Raw genomic sequence first — 23,988 nt, forward strand, 5'->3', positions numbered from 1 at the left:
CCTCCTCATATCATTCGTCTAATATGACTTCACATACATCGCCAATATCACAATGAAATACTTTGCAAATTCTCATAAGCACATCAAGGGATACTGTTTCATTCTTATTTAATTTTGTTGCAACAGACGATGAAATCTCCGCAGCACGCATTAAATCTTGTCTTTTCATTTGATTATCAATCATAAGTTTTTGAAGTTTGTTGTAGCTTATTCTCATCTGTAACGCTCCTTCGTATTCTCCGTTCCTTTTGGTTACAGTTACTCATTTGACATTATACTATGAATAATCTATTTTTTCAAGATATAGGGATTTATTCGCAACTCCTATCCGACAAGGTGTCACTTTTTACAAACACCTAATACGACTCTTTTAAAGAATAATAAAAAAGAGATGCCGAAGCACCTCAATTATACATTCTATTATTAACATTCAATGCAATCATTGCTATGACCTTTTCTATAGGCGGCTCTTTTCCGTCCGGTGCAACTGCTTTCCAAAAAGCGATTGCTTCCGGTTCAGCACTTTTCATTGCTTCCCGAATGGCAAACTGCATTTCCTCTTTTACTGCTTTTTCGGTTGTTCCATTTTCTTTTGCTATTTGTCTGAAAATGTCGTTCACTTCTACTTCCTCCTATCTCTATTAGTATGTATCTATCACTGACAGTTGTTGTTATAGCATATTTGCTCTGTCGAAGTCCCGAAAAATTTGTCGATAGCTGAAATTTTTTATACTGAAAAAAAGAAAGCTCGTCGATTAGGACGAACTTCTGTGTTTTATGGAAGTATTTGCTTTGACTGCTTCACAAGTGTATCTATGACTTCATAAATTCTGTTTCTATCTTCAGGAGCAAGTTTTTCAAGCTTCTCATTCAGCATAGAGTTCTTGACCGTATATCCCGTTTCCAGAACATCTGTAAGAACCATATCTGATGATACACCTAAAGCATTTACTATTTTTATGAAAGTTTCGAGTGACGGAATTTTCTCTCCACGCTCAACCATACCAATATAATTTGTTGTCAAATCTGTTTTCTCAGCCAAATCTTCTTGGCGTAATTTCCTCGCAAGTCGGAACTTTCTTATATTCTTGCCGATTGTATCGAGCTTCATCACATCACCTCCCTTAGTGTGTTTCCATAACTAATAGTATAGGTTAAGTCGATTTCAAATCACACGCACCCAAAGGAAGTTAAACCAACTATTAGTGATGATCCCCAACTATTTTTATGTTATACTACAAAAGTAGTAATTCACGATTGTTAATGGCGAAAGACAAATCACAACCCAAGAGCCAAGTTAAACAATCTCCATAGAAGAAACTTAGGGGTAAAAAGGAATGGACGAACAAAAGATAATATTCAGTAATCGGTTTGAAAAAGAGAAATTTGAGGATTACAAAACAGATTTGGGAACTGGCAACACAATCACTCCTGACTTTACGGAAGCTGATGATTTTTTGAAATTCATACAGAAGAACCGCAGAAGTGTTCCAAGTAAAGAGCGAATTGCTGACAAGGATAAATTTATCAAAACCGTTTACGAACTATCCAATAGCTTTGAAATTGACGCTGACCTGATAGAATTTGCCGAGGGATATATCGCCAACATCTATGTAGATTATGCCTGCTACACTGGATATATCAAGAAGCTGTTAGCAATTCTTTTTATCCTTGCCGATGATATTTCCTTTTTAGACGGCAGTAAAGAAAATGCCGATATGCTTTTCAGCTTCACTTATCACACACACCATATTTTCCTGAATAACAGAGAAACAACTGATTTCTCATAATGTACCCGATGGCTACTCAACTGAGCAGCCATCTTTTCAATTTTCCAGACACCGTCTGGAATTTTTAATATGCCGGAATACCGTATCCATAGATATTGCTGCTTCCGACTGCGTACTGTCTTTGCTTGCAGGCGTCGCCTGAGTTGCCCTCTACGGTATAAACTGTGCCATTCTCACACTTCTCTACGATACCAACGTGGTCTGTTGTACCGTCGCCTTCCCAATCAAAGAAGATAATATCTCCTACCTTTGGTTCATAAGTGCGGTCTTGCCATTTTCCATTTGACTTAAACCAGTTTGCACCATCCACGCAACCTGCAAATTTCGGAACAAGTCCGCTTTCAATATACCCGCATTTGTCAGCACACCAAGATACGAAGCAGGCACACCATTCCACTCGACTATTAAAGCCGTACCAGCTCCAGTAAGGTTGTCCGCCCTGATTGCCTAGCTGTGTCAAGGCAACCTCAACAATCGCCTGATTACCTCCGGCAGTAAAGGCTCGCCCATACGGATAGTATCTCAGAACGTGAGCCGGATATTGGGTATCTCCATAACTGTCCCAACCAAGCCTTTGTGCCTGCTGAGTGGAAAACTCCACTGCATTGGCATAAGAATAACCGCCATACTTTGTTTTTGCCCAAGAAATATACCCATTACCGAAGTTGTAGCCTTGCAAGGCAAGTTTGATATGCTCCATATCTATCGGACTTTCCACTTCTGCCGAAGTAAGAGCCGCTTTCAATTCCTGAACTCCACACTGGATAGAATATTCAGGGTCTTTAATTCCATTAGGTTCGTGCGGATACCTTGTATTGAAACTTCCCTCTGCTGCCTGCATAGGGTCAAGTCCTCTGCCACCGCTTTCCTGCATCATAACCGCCTTGATAAGTTCCACATACTCAGGAATGCCGTACTCTTTGGCATACTTCTGTATGATGGGTTCATAGGCTTCTACCTCTGCACTTACCGGAGTATAGGAATTACTGTCACTTCCTCCTCCAAACATTGCTACGGCAGCACCAAACAGCACGACAATCATAATAATCAGAACCGCTATCCAACCGCCTGCGGCGATTGCTGCTACAAGTGCTTTTGTCCCTGCAATAATCGCTTTGACTGTCGCAACAGTAGCTTTCGCTGTGGCTTTAACGGTATCTGCTGTGGCTTTCGCCGCTTTCTTTGCCGTCTGAGCCGCTTTCTGTGTTGCTTTGGCTGTTGTTTTTGCTGTTTTCTGTGCTAAAATGGCAGCTTCTTTGGTGGTCTTAATAGAAGTCTTTGCCGTTTGTTCTGCGGTCTTGACCGACCTTTGAACAGTATTGGTTGCACCTTTCGATACGGTCTTGACTGTCGTATTTCCTGCCGACCTTGCAGACTGTTTAATTGTTTTCTCCGTACGCTCCAGAGTTCGGATGCTCTGTTTTCCGACAGGATTGACCGATTGTTTCTGAAGCTGTTTCTCTGCACGCTTGGTCTTGAAATTCTCAATTCCCGTTTTGGCTTTCTGATAATTCTGCCTTGTTTCACGCACACCCCATCTGCCGACTTTATCCGCACGGTATGCAGTTTCGTGAACAGCCCTATCCGTTGCCGCTTCGATTTTATCGGAAGCATATTCCTCTGCGGAATTTTCCGAAGCATTGGTGGAATGTTCTGCCTTATCTTTCGTCATCACATAGGCTTTCTTCATTCGCTCCGTGGCAACTGCTGCCTTATTTATGGTCTTGATTGTACCTTTGCTTGTATCTCTTGTTTTTATATCAGCCATCGGTTTCCTCCTTTCTCGAAAAATAATAGAGAGTGGGGGTTAATCCACTCTCTTAGCGACAACAACAAGCCTGCCATTGTTTCTTGAATATTCACAAGTAGAAAGAGAAATCAGCTTGTCGCCATACTCTGCCGATACTCCGGTATCATACAAAGAAAGTTCCTTGCACTTAGCAACATACGCATCAAACTCTGCCGCATTTTCTGCGTCCGTAAACTCATAATACTTAAAGCTGTCGGAGCTGTTTGTATAAACAACCGTCTTAAAGACTGCAATCACTTCATACTGGTGTCTGTCCGTCAGTGTATCAAAAGTAATAGCCTTATGTTCTTCCCAAAAGCTCTTGTTTCTGTACTTCATCAGTCCCGTAAACATCGAACCGTCATTCATATGGTGTCCGTATATAATGATGTTGTCTGATGGTTTCTGCACATCACAATTTTCCTGCACATACGGGCAGCCATAAGCAGAATAGGTCTTATCAAACTTGTGCTTCAGGTAGAAGTTCGGCTCATTTACAGACTGCACTACCGGATAGTTGATATTGGTATCCTCAACCTTTATCCACCCCACCATATCCTCATTCTGCCGATAGAGTTCAAGATATTCTGCAAGATAGTCCTTATCTTCCGAAAACGTCACGCCCTCATTTTCCTTTGGCGGCTCGTCCTCCACAATCTCCGCAAGGTTATCATAGACTTCACTCTGCTTGGCAGAATCAATGTGATTGCGGATAATAAAGAAGGTGCTTACAGATAACACTACTGTAAGCACCACCGCAATAATAATATAGATTTTTCTGCTCATTTTCTCTTACCTTTCCATATCGTTTCTCTTAGGCGGGGTCAAATCCCTGCAATACTCCGGATACCTCAATTTGATACCCTCCATAAAATACGGAGCATATCCACAACAGAACAGTTCCTCCGGTGTATAGAGGTTTTCCCTGCCTTCTTCTGTGAATCCATTCCAGAGATTAAAGGCAAGGTGGCAGACCTTGACTGTGCCACTTGTCTGCCAACCGCCGTGCATACCTTCCGGTATGATGCAGTCCCTCTTGAAATCAAACATCTTTCCGATGTTCATTCTCGTTTCTTCTGAAATACCCATCACATAGAAAAATGCTCTGTGATAGCAGTCGTTGACTTTGCACTTATCCAGATTTTCCAATACAAAATCTCTGTGTGCAGCATTGCGAAATTGAATTTTAGACATTGTAAATCCCTCCTTACGCTTCGCCTGGCTTAGTCGTCATCAGTTTATAAAGTTTCGTGTTCTTAGGGAATTTGTTTGCAAACGGTACAAGCGAACTTCCCACCTTGATAAGTCCGTGTCCTGCTTCCACATTCGTGATATAGGACATCTGAAGGTCGGAAATATTCAGAAGTTTTGCAAGCTCAAGCCTGTCTGTGGAAGCCTGATTCAGCATAATAATGAACTCTGAGTTTGCAAGCATTGTTCTTGCTGTGTGGCTCTGCAAAAGGTCATCGACGTTCTGGGTTATTCCACTTGCGTATGCACCGTATTTTCTCACACGCTTCCACAAGGTAAAGAGGAAGTTTGCAGAGTATTCGTGCTGGAACAGAAGATAAATTTCATCAATGAAGATAAAGGTGTTCTTACCCTTTGCACGGTTCTGTGTGATACGGTTCAGAATAGAGTCAAGGACAACAAGCATACCAATCGGCATAAGCTGTTTACCCAAGTCAAGAATGTCATAGCAGATAAGGCGGTTATTGGTATCCACATTCGTCTGCTTTGCAAAAGTGTTCAGAGAACCATGCGTAAAAAGCTCAATAGCAAGTGCCAGTTCCTTTGCTTCCGGTTCGTCCTGCTGCAAAAGTTCTGCCCTGAAATCCTGCAAGGTCGGTATATGTCCCTGATAGTCATTCTGCTGATAACTGCGGTACACACTTGCCGTGCAACGGTCAATGATAGACTTCTGCTTTGCTCCGAGATTTGTTCCGCCGATAAGCTGTTCACAAAGGGACATAATGAACTCGGATTTCAGAATGACAGGGTTTGCACCGTCGCCGTAATCCTTATTCATATCCATTGCATTGATGTGATTGTCGGAAGTAGCAGAAATATTGATGACCTCTCCGCCCATCGCATTGACAAGCTGTGAATACTCTCGCTCAGGGTCGATGATAATAATATCTGCGTCTGAAGAAAGAACCTGATTGATGATTTCTCCCTTTGCTGCAAACGACTTACCACCACCGGATACACCGAGAATAAAGGAGTTACCATTCAAAAGCTGCTTACGGTCTGCGATAATCATATTTTTGCTGATAACATTCTGACCGTAATAGATACCGTTTTCGTGGAAAATATCCTGCACCCTGAATGGGATAAATACCGAAAGACTCTCTGTGGTAAGTGTTCTGAAAGCGTCAATCTTTCTTGTTCCAAACGGCATTACCGTGTTGAGTCCATCTACCTGCTGAAATCTCAGTGTTGCAAACTGGCAAAGATGTTTTCTTGCTGTGGTAAGCAATGCTTCCGTATCATTCTCAAGCTGTTCCTTACTGTCTGCTGTAATAACCATCGTGATAACGGCGAACATCATTCTCTGGTCACGGGTTGTAAGGTCATCGAGGAACTCTTTCATTTCTTTCTTCTGCTGCTCCATATCATACGGAACAGTTGCAGAGAAGTTATTATTTGCATTCTGTCTACGCTGCCAGTTCGTAATATTGGTTTCCACGCCAAGCAGACGGTTCTCTGCTTCCTTTACTGCTTCATCAGTCGGAACGGGAACAATATCAATGGACATCATCAGATTTCTGTTCATATCCGTAAGTTCCGCTACCATACTGTCTTTGATATAGGACGCATACTCACGCAAAAAAAGAACTCTTCCATAACGGTTTCCCATCTTGAAATAGTCCTTTTCAAATTCCATTGTGTCAGGGCAGATATAATCCTTAAAATCGTGTCCCTTTTTTCTTGTTTCCTTAATATCAAAGTGGAAAGAGCTTTCCTCTCCCACACGATAAAAGTCGTGGAAAATACGAAGTCTCTCGTCTGTTTCCAGTTCCACGCACTTACTTCCAAGTCTGCCGAAGTGAGCAATCAAATCTGCACCGACACGGGCAAAATAAGTTCTTGCGTCCTCTACACTCTTTTTATTGATGGAAATGGTAATATACTTATCCTGAACAATGGAGTTTGCACCCGTTGCCTTATCAAGAAGCATTTTGTTATATTCCTCTCGATACTCGTCCAGATTATCTCCGGTTGTCGGAATAAGGATTGTCTGTTCAAAATCCAGTCTGTTGAGCCGACGGTTATTGATTGTGATTTTTGTCGTTGCACCACTGTCAAGAGAGTTCAGAAGTTCGGAATATTCAAGGAACATCGCTTCCTTATCCTCACGGCTTGCCACCGCATAGTTAATGTCCGTAAAACGATAAGTCTTTGAATACTTATCCTTTCCCACTTTGAAAATGCCATCATCAAAGATAGCCACTACGGGAATCACGTCCTGCACACCTTTCGGTACAACAAATTTTTCTTTATCCTGCTTAAACAAATTTGTAAGAGTCTTAATCATTTGACTTCAATACCTCCTTCTGCTTCTGTTCAATGCTTGGCTTCATCAGTTCGTAATAAACATTGGTGGAGTGAAATACCAGCTTCTTCGGCATCAAAAACTCCGACTTTATCCACGCATAGATTGCTTTCTCTGCGGTCATACCGTTGTACTTCACAAAGCCAAGTGCCGCAAACGGGGCAGCACCCAAAATGCACACCCACGATACGGTTTCCGTGCCAACATACGGTCTGAGCAAGAAATACAGTCCTACTGCAACGCCACAAGCGAGAACAGAAAAAATGAACTGTCTGAACGACAGTCCAAAAAACATTGACTCTGTATAATTTCTGATTTCTCGGTTAATTTTTACTTCCATATCTGTTTCCTTTCCTGCGGTTTCGGTCGTTCTCCCTCACGCATTTATCATTCAGGCAAAAGACTTTGCCTTTCCGTTTACCGCCATAGTAAACACATTTCTTACAATCTCTTTGGTTCATCTCAAAATCTCTCCTTAAAGTCCCATCATCTCTCGGATAATACGGTCAGACATTTTCACTGCACCGACAAGAACGAGCATATTAAATACCAATTCCCCGATATATGCCCACACCTGCGTAACTGCTGCTGCGTCAGGATTCACTACTGGTGGCGATGAAGCAAATACGGAGAAAATAATACAAGCAAGTACGATGACTGCCCCTTCAAGCAGAACTGCACAATAGCTCTTGATAAAACTCTTGCCGACATTCTGTGTCGGTTCTCCTGCAAATGTGGAAAGCGGTATCGGTGCAAGTGCTGTGTACATATAAAGTTTGAAAAATCTTCCGTACACCGTCATTATCAGAATGAACGACAGCACCGTGATAAATAATCCTCCGATAAGCGTTACCGCCCACAAAGGGATACTCTCAAAAAATCCGCAATCCTCTATGGTCGTTACCATCTCTGCGGGCAAGGTCGTCTGTTCCGGAGTTCCAAATCCGGCAGCATTCATAATGGTTGAAATCGTACCCTGCACAATATTAAATAGTGCAAGCATAAGCTCCATTCCGTATGTGATGACACCTTTCGCCAGTGCAAAACGGACAAAGAGTTTCAGTGCGTGTTCCGGTTTCTTCACATCTGTAAAACTTCCGCAGGTCTTTACCATACCTATCACAAAAAACAATACAAGCAAGGCAAGCCCGATAGCCTGAACTGCACCGTTGATGTCAACGATAACCTTCCAGATATTCCCGCCCTTAAAGTTCTGCGGTGTAGTTGTGATGAGTGTCCATATTTCCGACAGTTTTTCATTCCAAGTTTCAAGGGCATTTTCAAGATTTTGAACTACCCAGTTATCACTCATTCAAAGCACCTCCTTACAATTAAGGGGTGTCCCTTAACTTGGCACACCCCTCGATAACTGTGTAACTCTTATCTTAGCCTGTGATAAGAGTAAGGATTTCTTTCGCAAAAGTGATAATGACACCGCCCGCAAGAGTCAGGAAGCCATTGGCTCTCTGAGAAGGGTCGTGAGATTTGAGTGAAAGACCGACCTGCACGATACCAAAGCCAAGCAAAATCATACCGATGGCACGGATAAGTCCGAAGATAAAGTCGGACAGATTATTGACTACGGTAAGCGGGTCATTCGCTGCAAATGCAGTCGTTGTCATTCCAAGTGCCAACGCACCGACAATGACCATTGTGCAGTAAGCACGGAAGCCTTTCTTAACCTTTCCGGTCATAGGCAGTTTCTTTGTTTCCTGAATGTCAGTTGCTTTTTTCTTAAAAATAGTCATAGTTGAATACCTCCAAAATTTAATTTGTTTGATTGTTTATGAACAGAGCTTCCATCTCCTCATCGGAAAGAAGTTCCCAGTTCGTTTCTTCCATTTCCTTTTCAGGAAGTGTTGCAGGGTCAATGTCCCAAATGGCAATCGAAGCAATATCTTTTGTAACTTCTCCGTGCTTATAAGGACTTGCCTTTCCGTCTGTGGTAAGTACCACATTCGGGTGTTTCATAATGTCATATTTGAAATCCATAATGGGTCTTTCCCCACGGATGAATAAAATAGCGTACTGATTATCGAGCATACGCACCTCATCAGGGGTAAGTAACTCTCTGCCGCTAATCTGATAGTTGGTGGAATAATTACCGCTTCTTCCGGTACTCTTTCCGAACGTGTTGGTATCAATGGTTTCCTTGCCCAACAGCTCCGACACATATTTATGGGTTGACTGCTCATTTCCACCAAGGTAAAGAAATTCATCGCAGTTACCCACAATGCTCTCCCACTGTTTTTCAAACAAGGCTTTAAGCTGTGCCAAGTTCTGTAAGATGATGCTTACAGATACCCCACGGGAACGCATAACCGACAGTATCTTGTCGAAGTCGTCCGGCAGTGAAACATTGGCAAATTCGTCCATCATAAAATGAACAGGCATCGGCAAACAGCCGCCGTGGATATGGTCGGCTGCATAAAACAACTGCTGAAAGAGCTGTGTGTAAAGAATGGATACCAAGAAGTTGAAACTGGAGTCGTTATCCGGTATCAGTGCAAACAGAGCCACCTTTTTCTCTCCGAGTGACTGCAAATCCAGTTCATCGGCAGAAGTAAGAGCAGCAAGACTCTCCAAGTTGAACTTTTCAAGCCTTGCTGCAAGGGTTATCTGTATGGATTTTAATGTTTTGGAAGAACCAGAATGATAAGAGTGGTAATACTTCAAAGCAATGTGGTCAGGATTATCTATCATCAAATCTGAAAACAGATTATCAAGCGGAGAAGGACTTGGGTCGTCCTCGTCCTCAATCGCCCCGGCTCTGAGCATTTCCATTACCATTGCAAAATTCTGTTCTTCCGGCGGTGCTTCATAATGCAGATAAAATACAAGTGCAAGCAGAAGCATTGACGCTGCCGTATCCCAAAATGGGTCATTGCTCTGTGAACCTTTCGGAGTGGTACTCTTAAAAAGATTGGTTACGAGCTTCTGCACATCATTGTCATTCTGCAAATAAACAAAAGGATTGTAACAATGGCTTTTCTCCATTGAAATCAAATCAAGCACACGCACTTCGTAACCTTTCTTCTCAAGAAGATGTCCCGTATCTCGCAGGATTTCCCCTTTCGGGTCTAATATCACATAGCTGTTTCTTGCAGCGTTCATAATATTAGGCTTTGCATAAAATCTTGTCTTACCTGCACCGGAGCCACCGCACACAAGCGTATTCAGATTTCGTCTGTGCTTCTTGGCATTAAGTCCAATGCACACATTCTGAGTCATCAGCTTATTTTCTGATAGTGGCTTTTGTCGGTACTTTTTATCAATGGCTCTGACATTGCCCCATTTGGCAGAACCGTGTTCTTCTCGTCTGCGGTAATTCTTTCTTGTCGAAAAGTAAATCCCGATACCCATTCCATAGCATAAAAGCAAAATGAGGACAGTTTTTAAGCTGTCCCCACATAATTTTATGGAAAATGGATTATCAAAAAGTGTCGCAAGATTGGCTGCTATCTCCGGCAATCCTCCGCTTATGGAAGGTGCAATCAGAAGTGACAGCCATATAACCGGAACGATACCGACAATGGATAAAATAATGGCAGTCTGCCTGTCATTATCTCGCTTCATCTGAGCGTTTCCTTTCAATCACTTTGAACTTTTTCAATGGGGCATTTCCGACTTTTACAAGCAGGTCGTCTACTGCGTCTGCCGACTTACCTTCCTCCATCAACTTTGTTTTCTCATCGTTTAAGGAGCGAATGACAACACCGTGTTCATAATCGTCCAAAGCAATGTGGTAGAGTTTTTCTTTTTCCATATCTGCCCTCCGTTATCTCTCATAGTCCTTTGAACGCTCCTGCTTCTTGCGGAACATTTCATCAGAGATATGACTGTGAATTTCTGCCATTGCATTTCGTGTCTTGGAAAGCTCCGCACGGATTTCTTTCGGCTCTTTGGAAGCCAGTCCCTCCGGAATACGGTTAATTGCAAAATTCTGTGTATCTACGCCATACTTCTTGCAAATCATATATCCGATACACACTGCCTGAAAGCCCATATCCCTGCGGCTGTAACTTTCGCTGTTGATGGAAAGCTGTGCGTGTCCAAGTTCCTGAGCGACACACTGAGCAACTGCTACGCTGTCGCCCACATTACGTTTCACATACAAGGTCTGCTTTTCATTATTATAGAAAGCTGCCATATTCGGATACGGAAGTTCATCGGTTGCCGCAACCTCCACCGGAGATACATCAAGCATTGCCGTGATAAGTGCTTTCGGGTCACGGTTTGCTGATACTGCCGGAGCTTTTCTTCCATTTGTCTGCGTAACATCAAATACCTTTTTGACATTGTAGGAAATACCCGGAGAACCATCTGCTCTTGTGTATTCCACTGGTTCAAGGATAGAAATACTCTTTGCCCCTTTGGTAATCTTCACATTGTCCTTACCCCAATCATCAAAATCTTTAAGCTGTGTCGCCTGCGGATACTGACTGTAAATAAGGAGAGCATTTGCTGCGGAATATCTGTCCATTCGACTCTGCGTATCAAGAAAGTTCTTGAACTTCTCAGGGTCACTCACAATCTCACGGGCAGCATCATCAATCATCTGATAGACTTTTTCTTTTTCTGCTCGCTTCTTTTCTGCATACTCCTCTTTGGATAATCTTGGCTGATTACCGCCAGCCTTTGCGGGTTTGAAATCATTTGTCATAGTGAATTACCTCTCTTTTGTTTTGGGTTTCTTCTTCGGCTGACGGTGTACCGTCTGACCGTTTTTCTGCTGCGGATTCTTGCCGCCTTTCTTAACCTCCGGCTCTTTACGCTCTGCTTCTTTTTGCTGTTTTGCCTGTGCCTTGTAACGGTCAAGTTTCTCTTTGACCGATGGCTTTTCCACTGGCTTTGCAACACCCTTATCAGATTGCGTTTCTACCGGCTCTGAGTTTTGCCTTGACAGAGGGCTTTTGTCTGTTTTGGCGACTGAGGGGTTTGCGTTTGCTCGCTCCTCTTTCTGCATTGGATTTCTGACCGCTTCTTCCATAATGATTTCACTCTTGGATTTAGTCGGCTTTTCTTTCTCAACCGCTTCACGGTCTGCGATAGCCTTCTCTGCTTCACTGACAATCGAAGCCTTATCCACCTTGCCAAGTTCAAATCTTTCAACGATACGCTGAATTTTAGAAGCGTCCTCTGCTCTTGCAATAATATCTACCGGAGCGTTCTCTCCCTTTGTGTTCTTATCTCTGAGGACACAATAAAGAACGCCATAGCGTTTTGCCTGTTCGGTAAACTTCTTCAAATCCTTTTGCGGAATGGAAAAGACTTTCAGCTCCTTGCCTGACTTAATCATATTGGTAAGCCTTGCTTTGCCCTTCGTCTTTTGTTCCTGCTTCAGAACCGATACCAAAAGCAATGCGATATTCTTCGCCGCCGAACCGCTTAATCTTGCAGCAACTTCAAAGCCTTCAAGCGAAAGCCTAACGACCTGCTCTGCTGCGTCACCACCGTTGTTCATAGCGTGATTTCTCCTTTCTCTGCTGTTTTTGTTCCTCTGTTTCGATATGCTCAAGGTTTTCTTCCATAACCTTTGACCTCTCCGCAATATCCTCGCAGAGTTTTACTTCCCGTCGGAGTTTTTTCAATTCTCCATTGATAGAAGCGATTTCATCTTTTGCCGCCTGAAGCTGACCATCATCAATATTTGTTCTTATCTTTTTTCGGAGATGTGTTCTTCCGGCAATCAGATTTTTCATCTGCTCCTCTAAGGAAGTCTTATATGAAAAAAGCTGTTCGTCCGTGGAAATATTTTCTCGTCCGAGCAGCCTTACTTCATCAGTAATCTTATCGAGCTTCATCAAATCATCTTTCAAAAGATAATGAAGCCTTGCGTTATTCTGTTTCTTATACTTTGGCAGATAACCGAGTCTGTAACAGTAATACAGATACAGCCCATAAAGTCCGCCTTTCTTTTTCAGCTTCTGCCCTCTGGTCTGCATACGGTACTGTCTTGGTTTATAAGTCGCCCTCTGGAACGGCTCAATCTCTGCCCATCTGTCACGATTTTCTTTGATACGCTCTACAATCCGGTCATTGGTATAATCTGCTCCGAGATTTTTCAGTCGTATCGGTTTATCGTATCCCTTTGGAATGACCGTCCAGTATTTTCGGCTTGGACTTAGGTTATAGGCATATCCCATTTCCTTGAGAGCAAACTGAAATTCTTTCAGGGTCTTGCTATGGTCGATAGCATAATCAATGGCTTCTTTTGCAACCGAATAGCGTGTCGGCATACCTGCCTTTTCTTTCATCGTCAGATAATCCGACTGCTTACTGCGGTTCGGATTCGGGTCATAGTAAAGTCCGTACTTCTCACAAATTCTGTCTGCAACTTTTCGGAATTTGAACCACGCTTTTTCCTCTCCCCACAAATGTTTGCCATCGACAAAAGAAATAGAGTTGATGACAAAATGGCAATGCAGGTGCTTTGTGTTCAGGTGGGTTGTCACAACGACCTGAAATCTTTTACCCCACACTTCATTTGCAAATTCCATTCCGATTTTCTGTGCCATCTCAGGAGATATATCTGTTTCCTTGAAACTCAAATATCCGTGATAGGCTTGGATACCATCTGTCTTTTGGTACTGTTCCTTAACCGTTATGAACTGGTCACGGGCAATCGCCACATTACAGTTGATACCCTCAACATAAAATTCTCGCTCTGTTTTTTCTTCATCCTTTGCATAAGCAATAACATCAGCAAGAGCCTGATACTGTTTCGGTGAAAACTCCCTTTTGATATTTGCAGAAGTCTTTTCGGGATTGGTTGCATAGTCAATGACCTGACCGAGCCTTTCTGTTACCGACCACAACTTTGTTACTGCCATTTCATTTCGCTCTGATTTGGACGAAGATATGTCCTCTCAATCTCTGACTGGAACTTATTCCACTTTGCAGCTTCATTCTTCAGCATAGGTGCGTCAATGAAACCAAGTGTATTCGCTTTGGCAGCAAGCTGATTGATGTTATTACCGATAGAGGAAAGTTCCCTCATCACATCATAGAAACGGTCATCGGGTTTCTCTTTCGGTTCGTAACCTCTGATAAGTAAACGGATAAGTCCTGCTTCGGAAAGACAAGCCTTCTTTGCCTTTGCTGCCAAATCCTGTGCTTCCTTGCGGTTAAAGCGTACAATCTTCTGAATGTTTCTCTTTCTCATAATCGGTATCTTCCTTTCTCTTTACTCTGCAATCTTTGTTAATCTGGAATAAGCACATCATCGTAACGCCAAGACAACTGCCGAGCAGTGTTCCGGCGGCAATAAGTAATAACTCTCTCAAATCAAGTTCTCCTTTCTCACGGGGTATTAGGGGCAACCCCTAACGAGCCTTTTACCGTTTGGGAAACTGTGTTTATCCAAATGGTCTGCTCGCTAAGAATAAACATCTCCTCCGGGTTGCCCCGTTCTCAGTCTACTATCTCTCATAATCCTTTGATTTCGGCTTAAAAGGTTCAGCCACGATATTGCCGCCCACTTCCTTAGAAAAGCGTTCGGGATACTTGAACTGTTCCTTGTATTTCTTCATCATATCGTCCGGCAAGCTCTGAAAACTCTCACTCTCAGGCGGTGCATAACAGATAAAGAATTTGCCGCAGATAATATCTACCATCTCTTTCTTATCATTGTCCTGCACATAAACTGCACGGTTAAGCGGAAGTCCTCTCATCTTTCCTTCCTCATTACAGATGATTGCAACGTCATCGTCATAGGGCATATATTCCTCAATATTCCCGCCGACAACCTCCTGCATTGCTTCCAGACTGTCGTCGATTACAATTTCCTTCGGGTACTTTTCCGGTTCTACCAAGAGAACTTTAATCTTAGAATCATTCATCGTTCTTCATTCCTTTCGTGTGTTTTTTTATTGTAAATTCCCATCCGCATACAAAGAAAATCGTTGAAGTCCTTACCTGCTTTTGGTGGCTCATCAACGATTTCATACTTATCCGGCAGAATAGTTTTTAAGGTCTGTGCTGCCTTTCTGCCCGCTATATCATTGTCAAAATGGATACGGATTTTCCTGACAGATGGGTTACTGCCAAGATACTTTTCCAGTGCAATCGGCACTTTACTGTCCTCAATTTTCTTTGCCGGAGAATACACCCCGGACAGCGAAACAAAGCTCATTTCTTTCCAATCCTGCCCATTCAACTTCGCAAGCGTGGCATAGGATAACAGGTCTATGGCACACTCAAAGAGGTGTACTTCCTCCAAGTTTTCCTTACCAAGCCGAAAAGAATAATCTTTTTTACTGCCACTGCAATCGCCCATAATCCTACGCTTATTCGTGGAACGGTAGGCTGCATATTTCGGCTCTTTCTTCTCGTCATAGCCTACAAACACAACATTGTGATACGGCAGGCTCTCAAAGATAAGGTCATTAGAGATACAGTAATTGATGATTTCAAAATCTATTCCTCTCCCGAAAAGATACTCTGTAATCACTCTGTTGGAAGCACATTTTTCAGGGAGAAGAAGCGGTTTATTTTCCTCTTTTGGCTGTGGCTTTTCATAGACCGGAGCCTGAATCGCTGTGTGTCCGATAATGGTTTCCACCGCTTCAAGGAAGCTGTAACCTTTGACCTTAATCAGATAATCCAAAGCACTCCTGCCACCGATACCTCTCGACCACCATATCCATTTCCCGTTTGAAATCTTCAAACTATCGTGGGTTCTGGTGCAATAGGTGTTACCTGAAAACTTAACCAGTTCATACGGTTCATAATTTCTCAGGTAGGTTAATAAGTCCATCTGTTTCGCCTGAATGATTAACTCAGGTGCGATAAATGGCATATCGACCACCGCCTTCCTGTTTATCTCTCATACGATTTCTCCTTTCTGCCGCCGACTGCTTCGCCCTCATCAGGCTCTCCGCCGACAATCTCATTTTCCTTTTTATCCATATTGAGCAGGATATTCAGCTCATCAAGTCGGGCAGTTTTTGCCCTCACTTCTTCCTCCTTTGCAAACGGCTTTTCGATTTCCTGCTTCGCTGTTTCAAACTGCTTTTCCGTATTTTCAAGACTGTTTTTCGTATCAGCAAGTGTTTCTTCGAAGCGTTCAATGCCGTTATCTATTCTCACGATATTACCGTGAGCATCGTCGCCAAGCGGTATATCTCTGCTCGTTTCGCCTTTCAGTTTCACAACATAATTACGCTGCACCGTATCAAAATACAGTTCCATTTGAAAGCCACGGTACTCGCCAAGTGGTATCGCATCGGGACTGTTCATTGACTTGCAGGCATTGATGATTGCCTGACCTGCTTCGGCTTTTTCGGAATAAGAAACACCCGATACCATCATTCCAAGCGGCTGCTCGTCTATCGGTTTCGGGTGTAATTTTGCTGTTTCAACATCTTTTGTAAGTCCCTCTACACGGGATTTCAAGTAAGCAATCTGTTGTGGGTAGAACTTGATGACCTTATCCTCCAGTCCGTATTTCTCCGATAAGAAATTGGATTTTAACATCTTTAGCTTCTGCACCTGAATGTCTAAGTCCATCTTTTCTTTGATATATGGATTACCTGTTGCAAGCATTTTTATCTCTGCATAGGACAGTGCGGTTTCATCAATATCCTCTGCCGACCTGACCGGAGATTTGCTCGTCATAATCTGACTTGCGAACTTCTGCTTACCTTCCACAAGCTGATAGAGGTATGCATCAAAGGTCTGCTCTGTTACATAGCGGTAAATATCTACCTGCGGATTTTCATTGCCCTGACGGACAATTCTACCGGAACGCTGCTCCAAATCTGAAGGTCGCCACGGACAATCCACATCGTGAAGTGCGATAAGTTTGTCTTGCACATTCGTTCCTGCTCCCATCTTCTGAGTAGAGCCAAGAAGCACCCTGACTTCTCCCTTGCGGGTCTTTTGGAACAGTTCTTTTTTCTTCATATCCGTGTCGGCTTCGTGTATAAATTTTACTTCACTTTCAGGAATACCTCTCTCAATCAGCTTTTTCCTAATGTCGTTATAGACGGAAAATGTTCCGTCATTCTTCGGCGTGGAAAGGTCACAGAACACAAGCTGTGCCGATTTCTTGTCGGCATTTTCTTTCCATATCCGATAGATGTTATCGACGCAGGCATTGATTTTACTGCCCTCAAAATCAGGCAGCATATCATTTAGCATACGCTGGTCAAGAGCCAGTTTTCTTCCATCATTCGTGATTTTCAGCATATTATCTACGCTTGAATCCACACCGCCGCCACGCACCTGCTCGGCTCTCTCTGCAAGGGAAGCAACCATTTCCTTCTGCATTTCCGACGGCTTTACTGCAATGTTATGGTACTTTGCTTCCGGTACTGGCAGGTTCAACATATCTGCTGTTTTAATGTCCGCTATCTCCTTGAACATCGCCATTAGTTCAGGCAGGTTATAGAATTTTGCGAACCTTGTCTTTGCTCTGTATCCCGTTCCTTCCGGTGTAAGTTCCACTGCCGTAATGGTTTCTCCGAAAGTGGAAGCCCAGGCATCAAAGTGCTGCAACCCATTTTTCACAAGCGTGTTGTACTGCAAATATCGCTGTATCGTATAGAGTTCCACCATACTGTTTGAGATAGGTGTACCCGTTGCAAATACGGTTCCTCGTCCTCCGGTAATCTCGTCAAGGTAACGACACTTCATAAAGAGGTCGGAAGATTTCTGTGCTTCCGTCTGTGCGATACCTCCCACATTACGCATTTTTGTATAAAGATAAAGGTTCTTGTAATAATGGCTTTCATCAACAAAAAGCCTGTCTACACCAAGTTCCTCAAAGGTTACAACATCATCTTTTTTCGTCTGGTCATTGAGTTTATCAAGTTTCTGCTTGATGGATTTTTTTGACTTTTCAAACTGTTTTATGGAGAAGTTTTCCCCTCGGTTTCGCTTGAGTTCTGCAATTCCTCCGGTTATCTCCTCAAGCTGTTGTTCAAGAATTGCCCTCTGTCTTTCAATGGACATCGGGATTTTTTCAAACTGTGAATGCCCGATGATAACTGCGTCATAATCTCCGGTTGCAATCCTGCCGCAGAACTTTTTACGGTTCTTGGTTTCAAAATCTTTCTTCGTGGCAACAAGGATATTCGCCGCCGGATAGAGCTGCAAATACTCTGCCGCCCATTGTTCGGTCAAGTGATTTGGTACAACAAACAGTGACTTGTTACAAAGCCCAAGCCTTTTCGACTCCTGTGCTGCCGCTACCATTTCAAAAGTTTTTCCTGCTCCGACTGCGTGTGCAAGAAGCGTATTTCCTCCGTAAAGGATGTGGGCAACTGCATTTTTCTGATGTTCCCTGAGTTCGATTTCAGGGTTCATACCATTGAAAATAATATGGCTTCCATCATACTCACGGGGTCTGACGCTGTTGAACTTCTCATTATAGAACTTGCAAAGCCTTTCCCTTCGTTCAGGGTCAGACCATATCCAGTCCTGAAATTCCTGCTTAATCATTTCCTGCTTCGACTGAGCAATCGCAGTTTCCTTTTTATTCAGGACAGCCTTTTTCCTACCCTCATCATCTTCGATATAATCAAAGATACGCACATCTTTTAAGTTCAGCGTTTCCTCGATAATCTTATAGGCATTGATGCGGGAAGTTCCGTAAGTGTTATATGCCCTTACATTTCCTTTGTCGTAAGATTTACCCTCAATGTTCCACTCACTCGTAAAAGGAGAGAAGTGAACTTTGATATTCCACTGTGCATATCGTGGTGTTTCAAGCAAATGAAAGATAAACTCCTGCACATCGTCCGGCGGCAGCCAAGTTGCACCAAGTCGTACGGAAATTTCACTTGCAGTCAGGTCTTTCGGCTGCACCTTTTGAAGTGCTTCCACATTGACCTTATAATCTTCCGGATAGAGTTCTGCCGAGTTCTTTGCAATCCTCAGCTTCTCCCTGACATTACCCGAAAGATATTCATCAGCCATCAGATACTTCGGTTCGTAAGAGTTTCCATACTCATAAAGCGGATTTAGGAAGATAACACCCTTCAAATCCTCAAAGATTTCATTCTCCGATTTACCGGAAAGCTCCATCATATAGTCCATATCAATCGTGGCTTTTTCTCCAAGCGATACCGCCAACGCTTCGCTTGCCGTATCAACAGAAGTAACCGGAGTATGCGGCTTAATTGTCCTTTTAGAAAACATATCAGCCTTACGTTCCAGTTCTCCGTCCTCTCCGATTATCTCCAATGCGGAAAGCAGAGAGAATGAACTGTCCTGCGAAAAAGCAGAAGTATTTGCACGGCTGTTAATGAGTCCGTACTTACCTGAAAAGGTATCATAAAGTCTGTTTAATCTCTCCTGCTCCGCTTTGATTTCGCTGTCAGGGTAATCTTCTGTCTGCAATTCAATCAGCGTTCTGACGGAATTTCTAATAGCAATCATACCCTTAATTCGGTTCTCTGCGGTTGCCGATACCTCCACCGGAGTCATACGGGAATTTTCACGATAGTAGATTTTATCGTCCACCACCGTATAGGAAAAGTTTCTCACTGTCGGGTCTGCCGGAATAGAATTATCTTCCTCCTCCAGTTCTTCCTCGGCTTCATATTCCGTGATTTCCCCGTGAATATTTGCGACTGCTTCATCAAGCTGTGCTGCAAGGTCTGCATTTTCATACGGTACACAAGTTGCTTCCATACCGAAACGCCCCGATACCATTTTCATTTCTCCAAGTATCATTTCGGGGTGCTGCACAAAATAAGAGTTCATCTTAATTCCGTTCTCATCGGTATCAAGATGAACCCAATCCGGCTCAATATCTATCAGTCTGTCACGCTTTTGCAGGATAAGAATATCCGAAACGACTTCCGTTCCTGCATTACCCTTAAAGGTATTATTCGGCAATCGAATTGCTCCAAGAAGCTCTGCTCTCTGTGCAATATACTTTCGTACTGCCGAGTTTTCCTTATCCATTGTGCCTTTGCTCGTTACAAGAGCCATCACACCGCCGGGTCTTAACTTATCAAGGGACTTTGCAAAAAAGTAATCGTGTATCAGGAACTTATACTTGTCATATCTTTTATCCGATACCTTAAAATCTCCAAAAGGCACATTACCAACCACTCCATCAAAAAAGCTGTCCGGCAAATTGGTTTCTTCAAATCCTTGTGCCGCAATGGTTGTTTTCTGATAAAGCTGCTGTGCAATCCCTGCGGAAATCCTATCAAGTTCCACACCGTAAATCTTACTGTCCTGCATTGTGTCCGGCAGCATACCGATGAAATTACCGATACCGCAGGACGGTTCTAACAAGTTGCCCTCCTTAAATCCCATCTGCTCCATTGCCTTATAAATAGCTGTGATTACTTCGGGCGGCGTGTAGAACGCAGTCAATGTGCTTTCTCTTGCTGAAGCATATTCCTCCGGTGTTAATACCGAAGAAAGTTCCAGATATTCCGTTGCCCACGCTGAATTATTTTCATCAAAGGCTTCTGAAAGTCCACCCCAACCGACATACTTTGATAAAACAATCTGTTCTTCAGGCGTGGCAAATCTGTTTTCTTCCTGACATTTTTTGAGAAGCTGTATTGCCATAATATTTCTGCGGAAGCGTTCCTTTTTACCAACCGTTTCAACCTCATTTTCTCTGAGATTAAAGGTATGACGGTCTGCCATAGGCACATCAGGGTGCAGGTCAAAGCCTTTGACCTTTTTCTTCTGCTCCCAAGCGGGAACTACCGGCTCAGGCTCTTTATCATAACCGTTTCCTATGCGATACCCCTGCTTATACATCTCATCATAGCTGTCAAAACCTGACTGCGAAGCTACTATCTCTCGATAATCCTCTATCGGCATACTGCCCATATTGGTCTGAACTTCTGTGACTGAAGATTTTTCTGCTTCCGAAACAAGGCTCTGCATTGTATCCTGCGTGCAGTCTGTAAAATCTGGTTTTTCTAAAAAACGGCTTTCTGCTTCCGAAAACCATTCCGTTCCGACATCAGCAAGTGTCTGATTGGCGATACTTCCAAGCCTATCAAAAAACTCATTAGATGTCTGACTGTCTTTTGCTATCTCTGTGATTTCATCAAAATTCAGTATATTTGTGACATACTGTCCTCCGGCTGCACTATCCGGATTATAATAAATCCAAGTAACAGTTGCATTATCCTGATTGATAAAAAAAGCATCGTTATAATCGACAGTTACATTTCTTTCTTCGGTTGGTACTTCTTTTACAATCAAATGCTCATTCATTGGATTTTCACGCACTTTTTCATCAAACTCTATGTGTGAAAATTCCTTGTTAAACAACGGCATATCATAGTCATAGAGCATTACTCTCTCGTCATCAATAGATAAAATTTCATACTCAGAAGCACCGATATACACCTTATCGCCAAGATGATATTCATACTCCACATCTTGCGGCATTTCCTGTTCTTCAGGCTCTTTTTGGGCTGGTACGGTGGACATCACTTCACGATTTTCAACCTGTTCTGCTACTCTTGCACGCTTCACTTCCTGCTCAGCGAGCCATTCAGGATAGTTCCACCATTCTTTTTTATTCAGGTATCTGTCATCGCTGATAAGGCGACCAATTTCCTTTGCAACCTCCGTCCAATTCATACGAATCTCTGGTGCATTTTCCTCATAACCTTTTCGGATACGGACACCCTTTGCATCGCAATCATAATTATAGTCCGAAACACCACCTGCGTATGTTCCTCCGCCAGTGCCATACTCTTTTTTTAGAAAATCGGCATTTTCTTTAAGCGATAAACTCTTTTGATACTGCTCATAAATACGGTACTTTCCATTCGCAAAGCCGCTTCCACTCGCAAGATAATTATCTATAATTTCTTTTGGAATAGAAAAAGCAGAGGTTGTTTGTTCCTCTGCTCGTTCTTGTATAAAGGATAATTGCCCGCCCATATCCGGCAACGGTTTTATATCTTCTAAGCGAATATCACTTCCGCTTTCACGATTTCCTGTGCCGAGCTGCGAAGGGAGTTCATCAGACAAACCCATTTCATCATATCCTCTGCTTTCATCTGTTCGGTCACTCCCTCTTTCTGTGCCATCTGGTTCAGGATTGTTTCCTCCATCTTGCTGGCTCTCTGTTCCACTTCCGCCAAGTGCTGTGTCAGTTCGCCCCTCGTCAGGAGATTGTAGTAAAGGACTCTGTGATGTTCCTTCAGAAACTTTCTCCTCATCTGAGCGTATCTGCCCAAAGTCACTTCCGGCTGCTGTGGAAGTTTCAGGTTCGGAAGGCTGTAATCGCCCACCATTGTGTAGGTCAGTTCGTTCATTGTCCAAACTCCTTTCGTCGTTATTTTCAACCTTATTGTATTCATTTCTGTCCTGACCGACAATTATGCGATTTTGACGGTTAAGTGCGGTAATTGTTTTAGACACTTCCGTCAATCCCATTTCTGCAATATCACTGGTAGCAAAGCCAAGTGCATTGAGTGTTTCCTGCGTATTGAAGTTGGTAACATCTCTGAAATCATCAAGTTCAAAATAGCCGTCCGTATCAACACCAAGCCTTGACATCATCATATATGCCACACTGTTTGCTACGACATTTTTATAAATGGAAGCCACAATATCATTGTCTACTTCCTCAAGGAAACTGACTTCGGTTGCATAGTAAAGGTCTTGCAGATAATCAGGAATATTATCCTCTGCCGCATTTCTTGCAGCTCCCATAATTGCTTCGGCAAGACTGCTCTTATTCTCAATCTCTCCGAAAGTGCTTTCCAATGTTTCAATCACATCTGCTTCGTATTCCTGACGCATATCCCAAATCGGGACTGTTCTCGAATATTTGCTTTCGTGGGTGTCTGAAATATCAAAGTAATGCGTCAGTCTTTGCCTTGTACGGTTCTCATCAGCAAAAACAGCAATACCTCTTGCACCTCGGTTGACCCATCTGCCAAAAATTCTGTTCCACTGCTCTATCTCAAGAACCGCTGTTGCATCAGGTCGCTGTGCATATACAAGAAGCTGCTCGTCATAGCGTAACTTATAATTTCGGCAAGCCGAAGCCAAGAATGCCTGCCAGTTCTGAGGATTTGATACAACCGTTTTGCAGGTGCGGTTGTAAAGCTCAGAAATAAGGTCATATTTTCGTGCCATTACCCTTGCACCTCCTTATCGTTTCTTATCTCTGCTCCTGCATAGCAGGCTCTTTCTTTTCATTGTTACCTCTGTTATTTTTTACTGCTTCATCAGAACCTCCGCCCAAATATGAAAAGAGTTTACCAGACTTTGTATTCTTCTGAAGTTCCATAATCACACCCATATCGGGAATAGTGATATTTGGAATTTTCAGGATTGCTTCCATATCAAGCTGCTGCAACTTTTTCTCCGTATCACAACCGGAGTCAAAGAGTTTATTCAGCACCTTGACCTTATTCTGAAAAGTTGCTTTGTCTTTCACGAAAATACCTCCTTAACCAATGTTGATTACAATAGAAATACCGCCACTTTGTTCTTCTTTCTGCGGATTGCGTGAATACTCAGGAAAAAGGGACTGTACTCTCTGCCTTGCCCTGCGTATGGTTTCAAAGCAAGGAAGTCCGTATGCTCTGTAATTAAATACAATATCTTCAAGCGGAAGTTTTCCGGCAGGAATATATCCGTATCGGTTGTAATAATGCAGAATGAGAAGCATATCATCATACCTCGACATCGGGCATTCCTTTAAGATTTCAAGCACTCGGCTCTCAACCGTTTTCTGTTGTTTCATAGTGTTCCTCCAAAAAAAAAAGGGACAGAGTTTTTTATGCTCTGCCCCGACTGGTTAATATTCGGTTATTTCTTACTTCTTACGGTTTTTAACCTGAAGAAAGATAAAGCCGCCAACGATAACGGCGACTAATGCGATAGCGATAATTGTCTTTGCT

General features: G+C 42.9%; 23 protein-coding genes. 1 reads left to right on the forward strand and 22 read right to left on the reverse strand.

The features are described 5' to 3' along the window. Positions 1-10: 10 nt before the first annotated feature. The 3 genes from DWZ44_RS15955 to DWZ44_RS15965 all read right to left on the reverse strand — a co-directional run bounded on the left by DWZ44_RS15955 (position 11) and on the right by DWZ44_RS15965 (position 1,111). Positions 11-217 (reverse strand): helix-turn-helix domain-containing protein, encoded by a 207-nt coding sequence (locus DWZ44_RS15955; RefSeq protein ID WP_008789334.1) that lies wholly within the window; start codon positions 215-217, stop codon positions 11-13. Positions 218-404: 187 nt separating this feature from the next. Continuing rightward, a complete protein-coding gene (locus tag DWZ44_RS15960) occupies positions 405-620 on the reverse strand; it encodes a hypothetical protein (RefSeq protein WP_002594687.1) in 216 nt (71 codons plus the stop codon). A gap of 155 nt (positions 621-775) precedes the next feature. Further along, a complete protein-coding gene (locus DWZ44_RS15965; RefSeq protein WP_002594686.1) occupies positions 776-1,111 on the reverse strand; it encodes a helix-turn-helix domain-containing protein in 336 nt (111 codons plus the stop codon). A 226-nt stretch (positions 1,112-1,337) separates the two neighbouring features. Between DWZ44_RS15965 and DWZ44_RS15970 the strand changes: the two genes are divergently transcribed. Further along, a complete protein-coding gene (locus DWZ44_RS15970) occupies positions 1,338-1,790 on the forward strand; it encodes a hypothetical protein (protein WP_008118497.1) in 453 nt (150 codons plus the stop codon). A gap of 64 nt (positions 1,791-1,854) precedes the next feature. On the opposite strand, the gene DWZ44_RS15975 is transcribed toward DWZ44_RS15970, so the two are convergent. From DWZ44_RS15975 to DWZ44_RS16065, 19 genes are all read right to left on the reverse strand, one after another. Next, positions 1,855-3,558 (reverse strand): lysozyme family protein, encoded by a 1,704-nt coding sequence (locus DWZ44_RS15975; protein ID WP_117805316.1) that lies wholly within the window; start codon positions 3,556-3,558, stop codon positions 1,855-1,857. Positions 3,559-3,597: 39 nt separating this feature from the next. Next, positions 3,598-4,365, reverse strand: a complete 768-nt coding sequence (gene srtB, locus DWZ44_RS15980) for a class B sortase (protein WP_117805317.1) — start codon at positions 4,363-4,365, stop codon at positions 3,598-3,600. 6 nt (positions 4,366-4,371) lie between these two features. After that, positions 4,372-4,773: a DUF6075 family protein gene (locus tag DWZ44_RS15985; RefSeq protein WP_002594682.1), complete on the reverse strand. Its 402-nt coding sequence runs from the start codon at positions 4,771-4,773 to the stop codon at positions 4,372-4,374. A 13-nt stretch (positions 4,774-4,786) separates the two neighbouring features. Then, positions 4,787-7,117, reverse strand: coding sequence for a VirB4-like conjugal transfer ATPase, CD1110 family (locus DWZ44_RS15990; RefSeq protein ID WP_002594681.1), 2,331 nt, complete (start codon positions 7,115-7,117; stop codon positions 4,787-4,789). After that, on the reverse strand, positions 7,110-7,475 hold the full coding sequence (locus DWZ44_RS15995; RefSeq protein WP_015530025.1) for a PrgI family protein: 366 nt from the start codon (positions 7,473-7,475) through the stop codon (positions 7,110-7,112). Before DWZ44_RS15995 ends, DWZ44_RS15990 begins: the two co-directional genes overlap by 8 nt. Positions 7,476-7,610: 135 nt before the next feature. Beyond that, positions 7,611-8,447 (reverse strand): hypothetical protein, encoded by an 837-nt coding sequence (locus DWZ44_RS16000; protein ID WP_002594677.1) that lies wholly within the window; start codon positions 8,445-8,447, stop codon positions 7,611-7,613. Between the two features lie 73 nt (positions 8,448-8,520). Further along, positions 8,521-8,883 carry a hypothetical protein gene (locus DWZ44_RS16005; protein WP_015512775.1) on the reverse strand — a complete coding sequence of 121 codons (363 nt, stop codon included), beginning with the start codon at positions 8,881-8,883 and terminating at the stop codon, positions 8,521-8,523. A 19-nt stretch (positions 8,884-8,902) separates the two neighbouring features. Next, complete coding sequence (locus DWZ44_RS16010) at positions 8,903-10,711, reverse strand: VirD4-like conjugal transfer protein, CD1115 family (protein ID WP_117805318.1); 1,809 nt, start codon at positions 10,709-10,711, stop codon at positions 8,903-8,905. Further along, the gene (locus DWZ44_RS16015) at positions 10,698-10,901 is read right to left on the reverse strand and encodes a hypothetical protein (RefSeq protein WP_008789327.1); all 204 of its coding nucleotides are present in this window, start codon (positions 10,899-10,901) and stop codon (positions 10,698-10,700) included. The genes DWZ44_RS16010 and DWZ44_RS16015 overlap by 14 nt, the downstream gene beginning before the upstream one ends. A 12-nt stretch (positions 10,902-10,913) precedes the next feature. After that, entirely contained in the window at positions 10,914-11,798 is an 885-nt protein-coding gene (locus tag DWZ44_RS16020) for an LtrC-like protein (protein ID WP_117805319.1), read from the reverse strand. A gap of 6 nt (positions 11,799-11,804) precedes the next feature. Beyond that, on the reverse strand, positions 11,805-12,599 hold the full coding sequence (locus tag DWZ44_RS16025; protein ID WP_066517854.1) for a PcfB family protein: 795 nt from the start codon (positions 12,597-12,599) through the stop codon (positions 11,805-11,807). After that, positions 12,583-13,968, reverse strand: coding sequence for a relaxase/mobilization nuclease domain-containing protein (locus DWZ44_RS16030; protein ID WP_117805320.1), 1,386 nt, complete (start codon positions 13,966-13,968; stop codon positions 12,583-12,585). Before DWZ44_RS16030 ends, DWZ44_RS16025 begins: the two co-directional genes overlap by 17 nt. After that, entirely contained in the window at positions 13,959-14,300 is a 342-nt protein-coding gene (locus DWZ44_RS16035) for a plasmid mobilization protein (protein WP_002594670.1), read from the reverse strand. Before DWZ44_RS16035 ends, DWZ44_RS16030 begins: the two co-directional genes overlap by 10 nt. Next, entirely contained in the window at positions 14,263-14,421 is a 159-nt protein-coding gene (locus DWZ44_RS16040) for a DUF3789 domain-containing protein (RefSeq protein WP_087203228.1), read from the reverse strand. The genes DWZ44_RS16035 and DWZ44_RS16040 overlap by 38 nt, the downstream gene beginning before the upstream one ends. A gap of 135 nt (positions 14,422-14,556) precedes the next feature. Further along, complete coding sequence (locus DWZ44_RS16045) at positions 14,557-14,976, reverse strand: DUF3846 domain-containing protein (RefSeq protein WP_087203227.1); 420 nt, start codon at positions 14,974-14,976, stop codon at positions 14,557-14,559. Beyond that, entirely contained in the window at positions 14,973-15,935 is a 963-nt protein-coding gene (locus tag DWZ44_RS16050) for a DUF3991 and toprim domain-containing protein (protein WP_055056983.1), read from the reverse strand. The genes DWZ44_RS16045 and DWZ44_RS16050 overlap by 4 nt, the downstream gene beginning before the upstream one ends. 20 nt (positions 15,936-15,955) lie before the next feature. Beyond that, a complete protein-coding gene (locus DWZ44_RS16055; RefSeq protein WP_117805321.1) occupies positions 15,956-23,218 on the reverse strand; it encodes a DEAD/DEAH box helicase family protein in 7,263 nt (2,420 codons plus the stop codon). 25 nt (positions 23,219-23,243) lie between these two features. Then, positions 23,244-23,522, reverse strand: coding sequence for a hypothetical protein (locus DWZ44_RS16060; protein ID WP_117805322.1), 279 nt, complete (start codon positions 23,520-23,522; stop codon positions 23,244-23,246). A gap of 12 nt (positions 23,523-23,534) precedes the next feature. After that, positions 23,535-23,831 carry a hypothetical protein gene (locus DWZ44_RS16065; protein ID WP_092071888.1) on the reverse strand — a complete coding sequence of 99 codons (297 nt, stop codon included), beginning with the start codon at positions 23,829-23,831 and terminating at the stop codon, positions 23,535-23,537. Between the last annotated feature and the right edge of the window lie 157 nt (positions 23,832-23,988).

The organism is Blautia sp. AF32-4BH (assembly GCF_003460565.1).
GTDB lineage: Bacteria > Bacillota > Clostridia > Lachnospirales > Lachnospiraceae > Fusicatenibacter > Fusicatenibacter saccharivorans.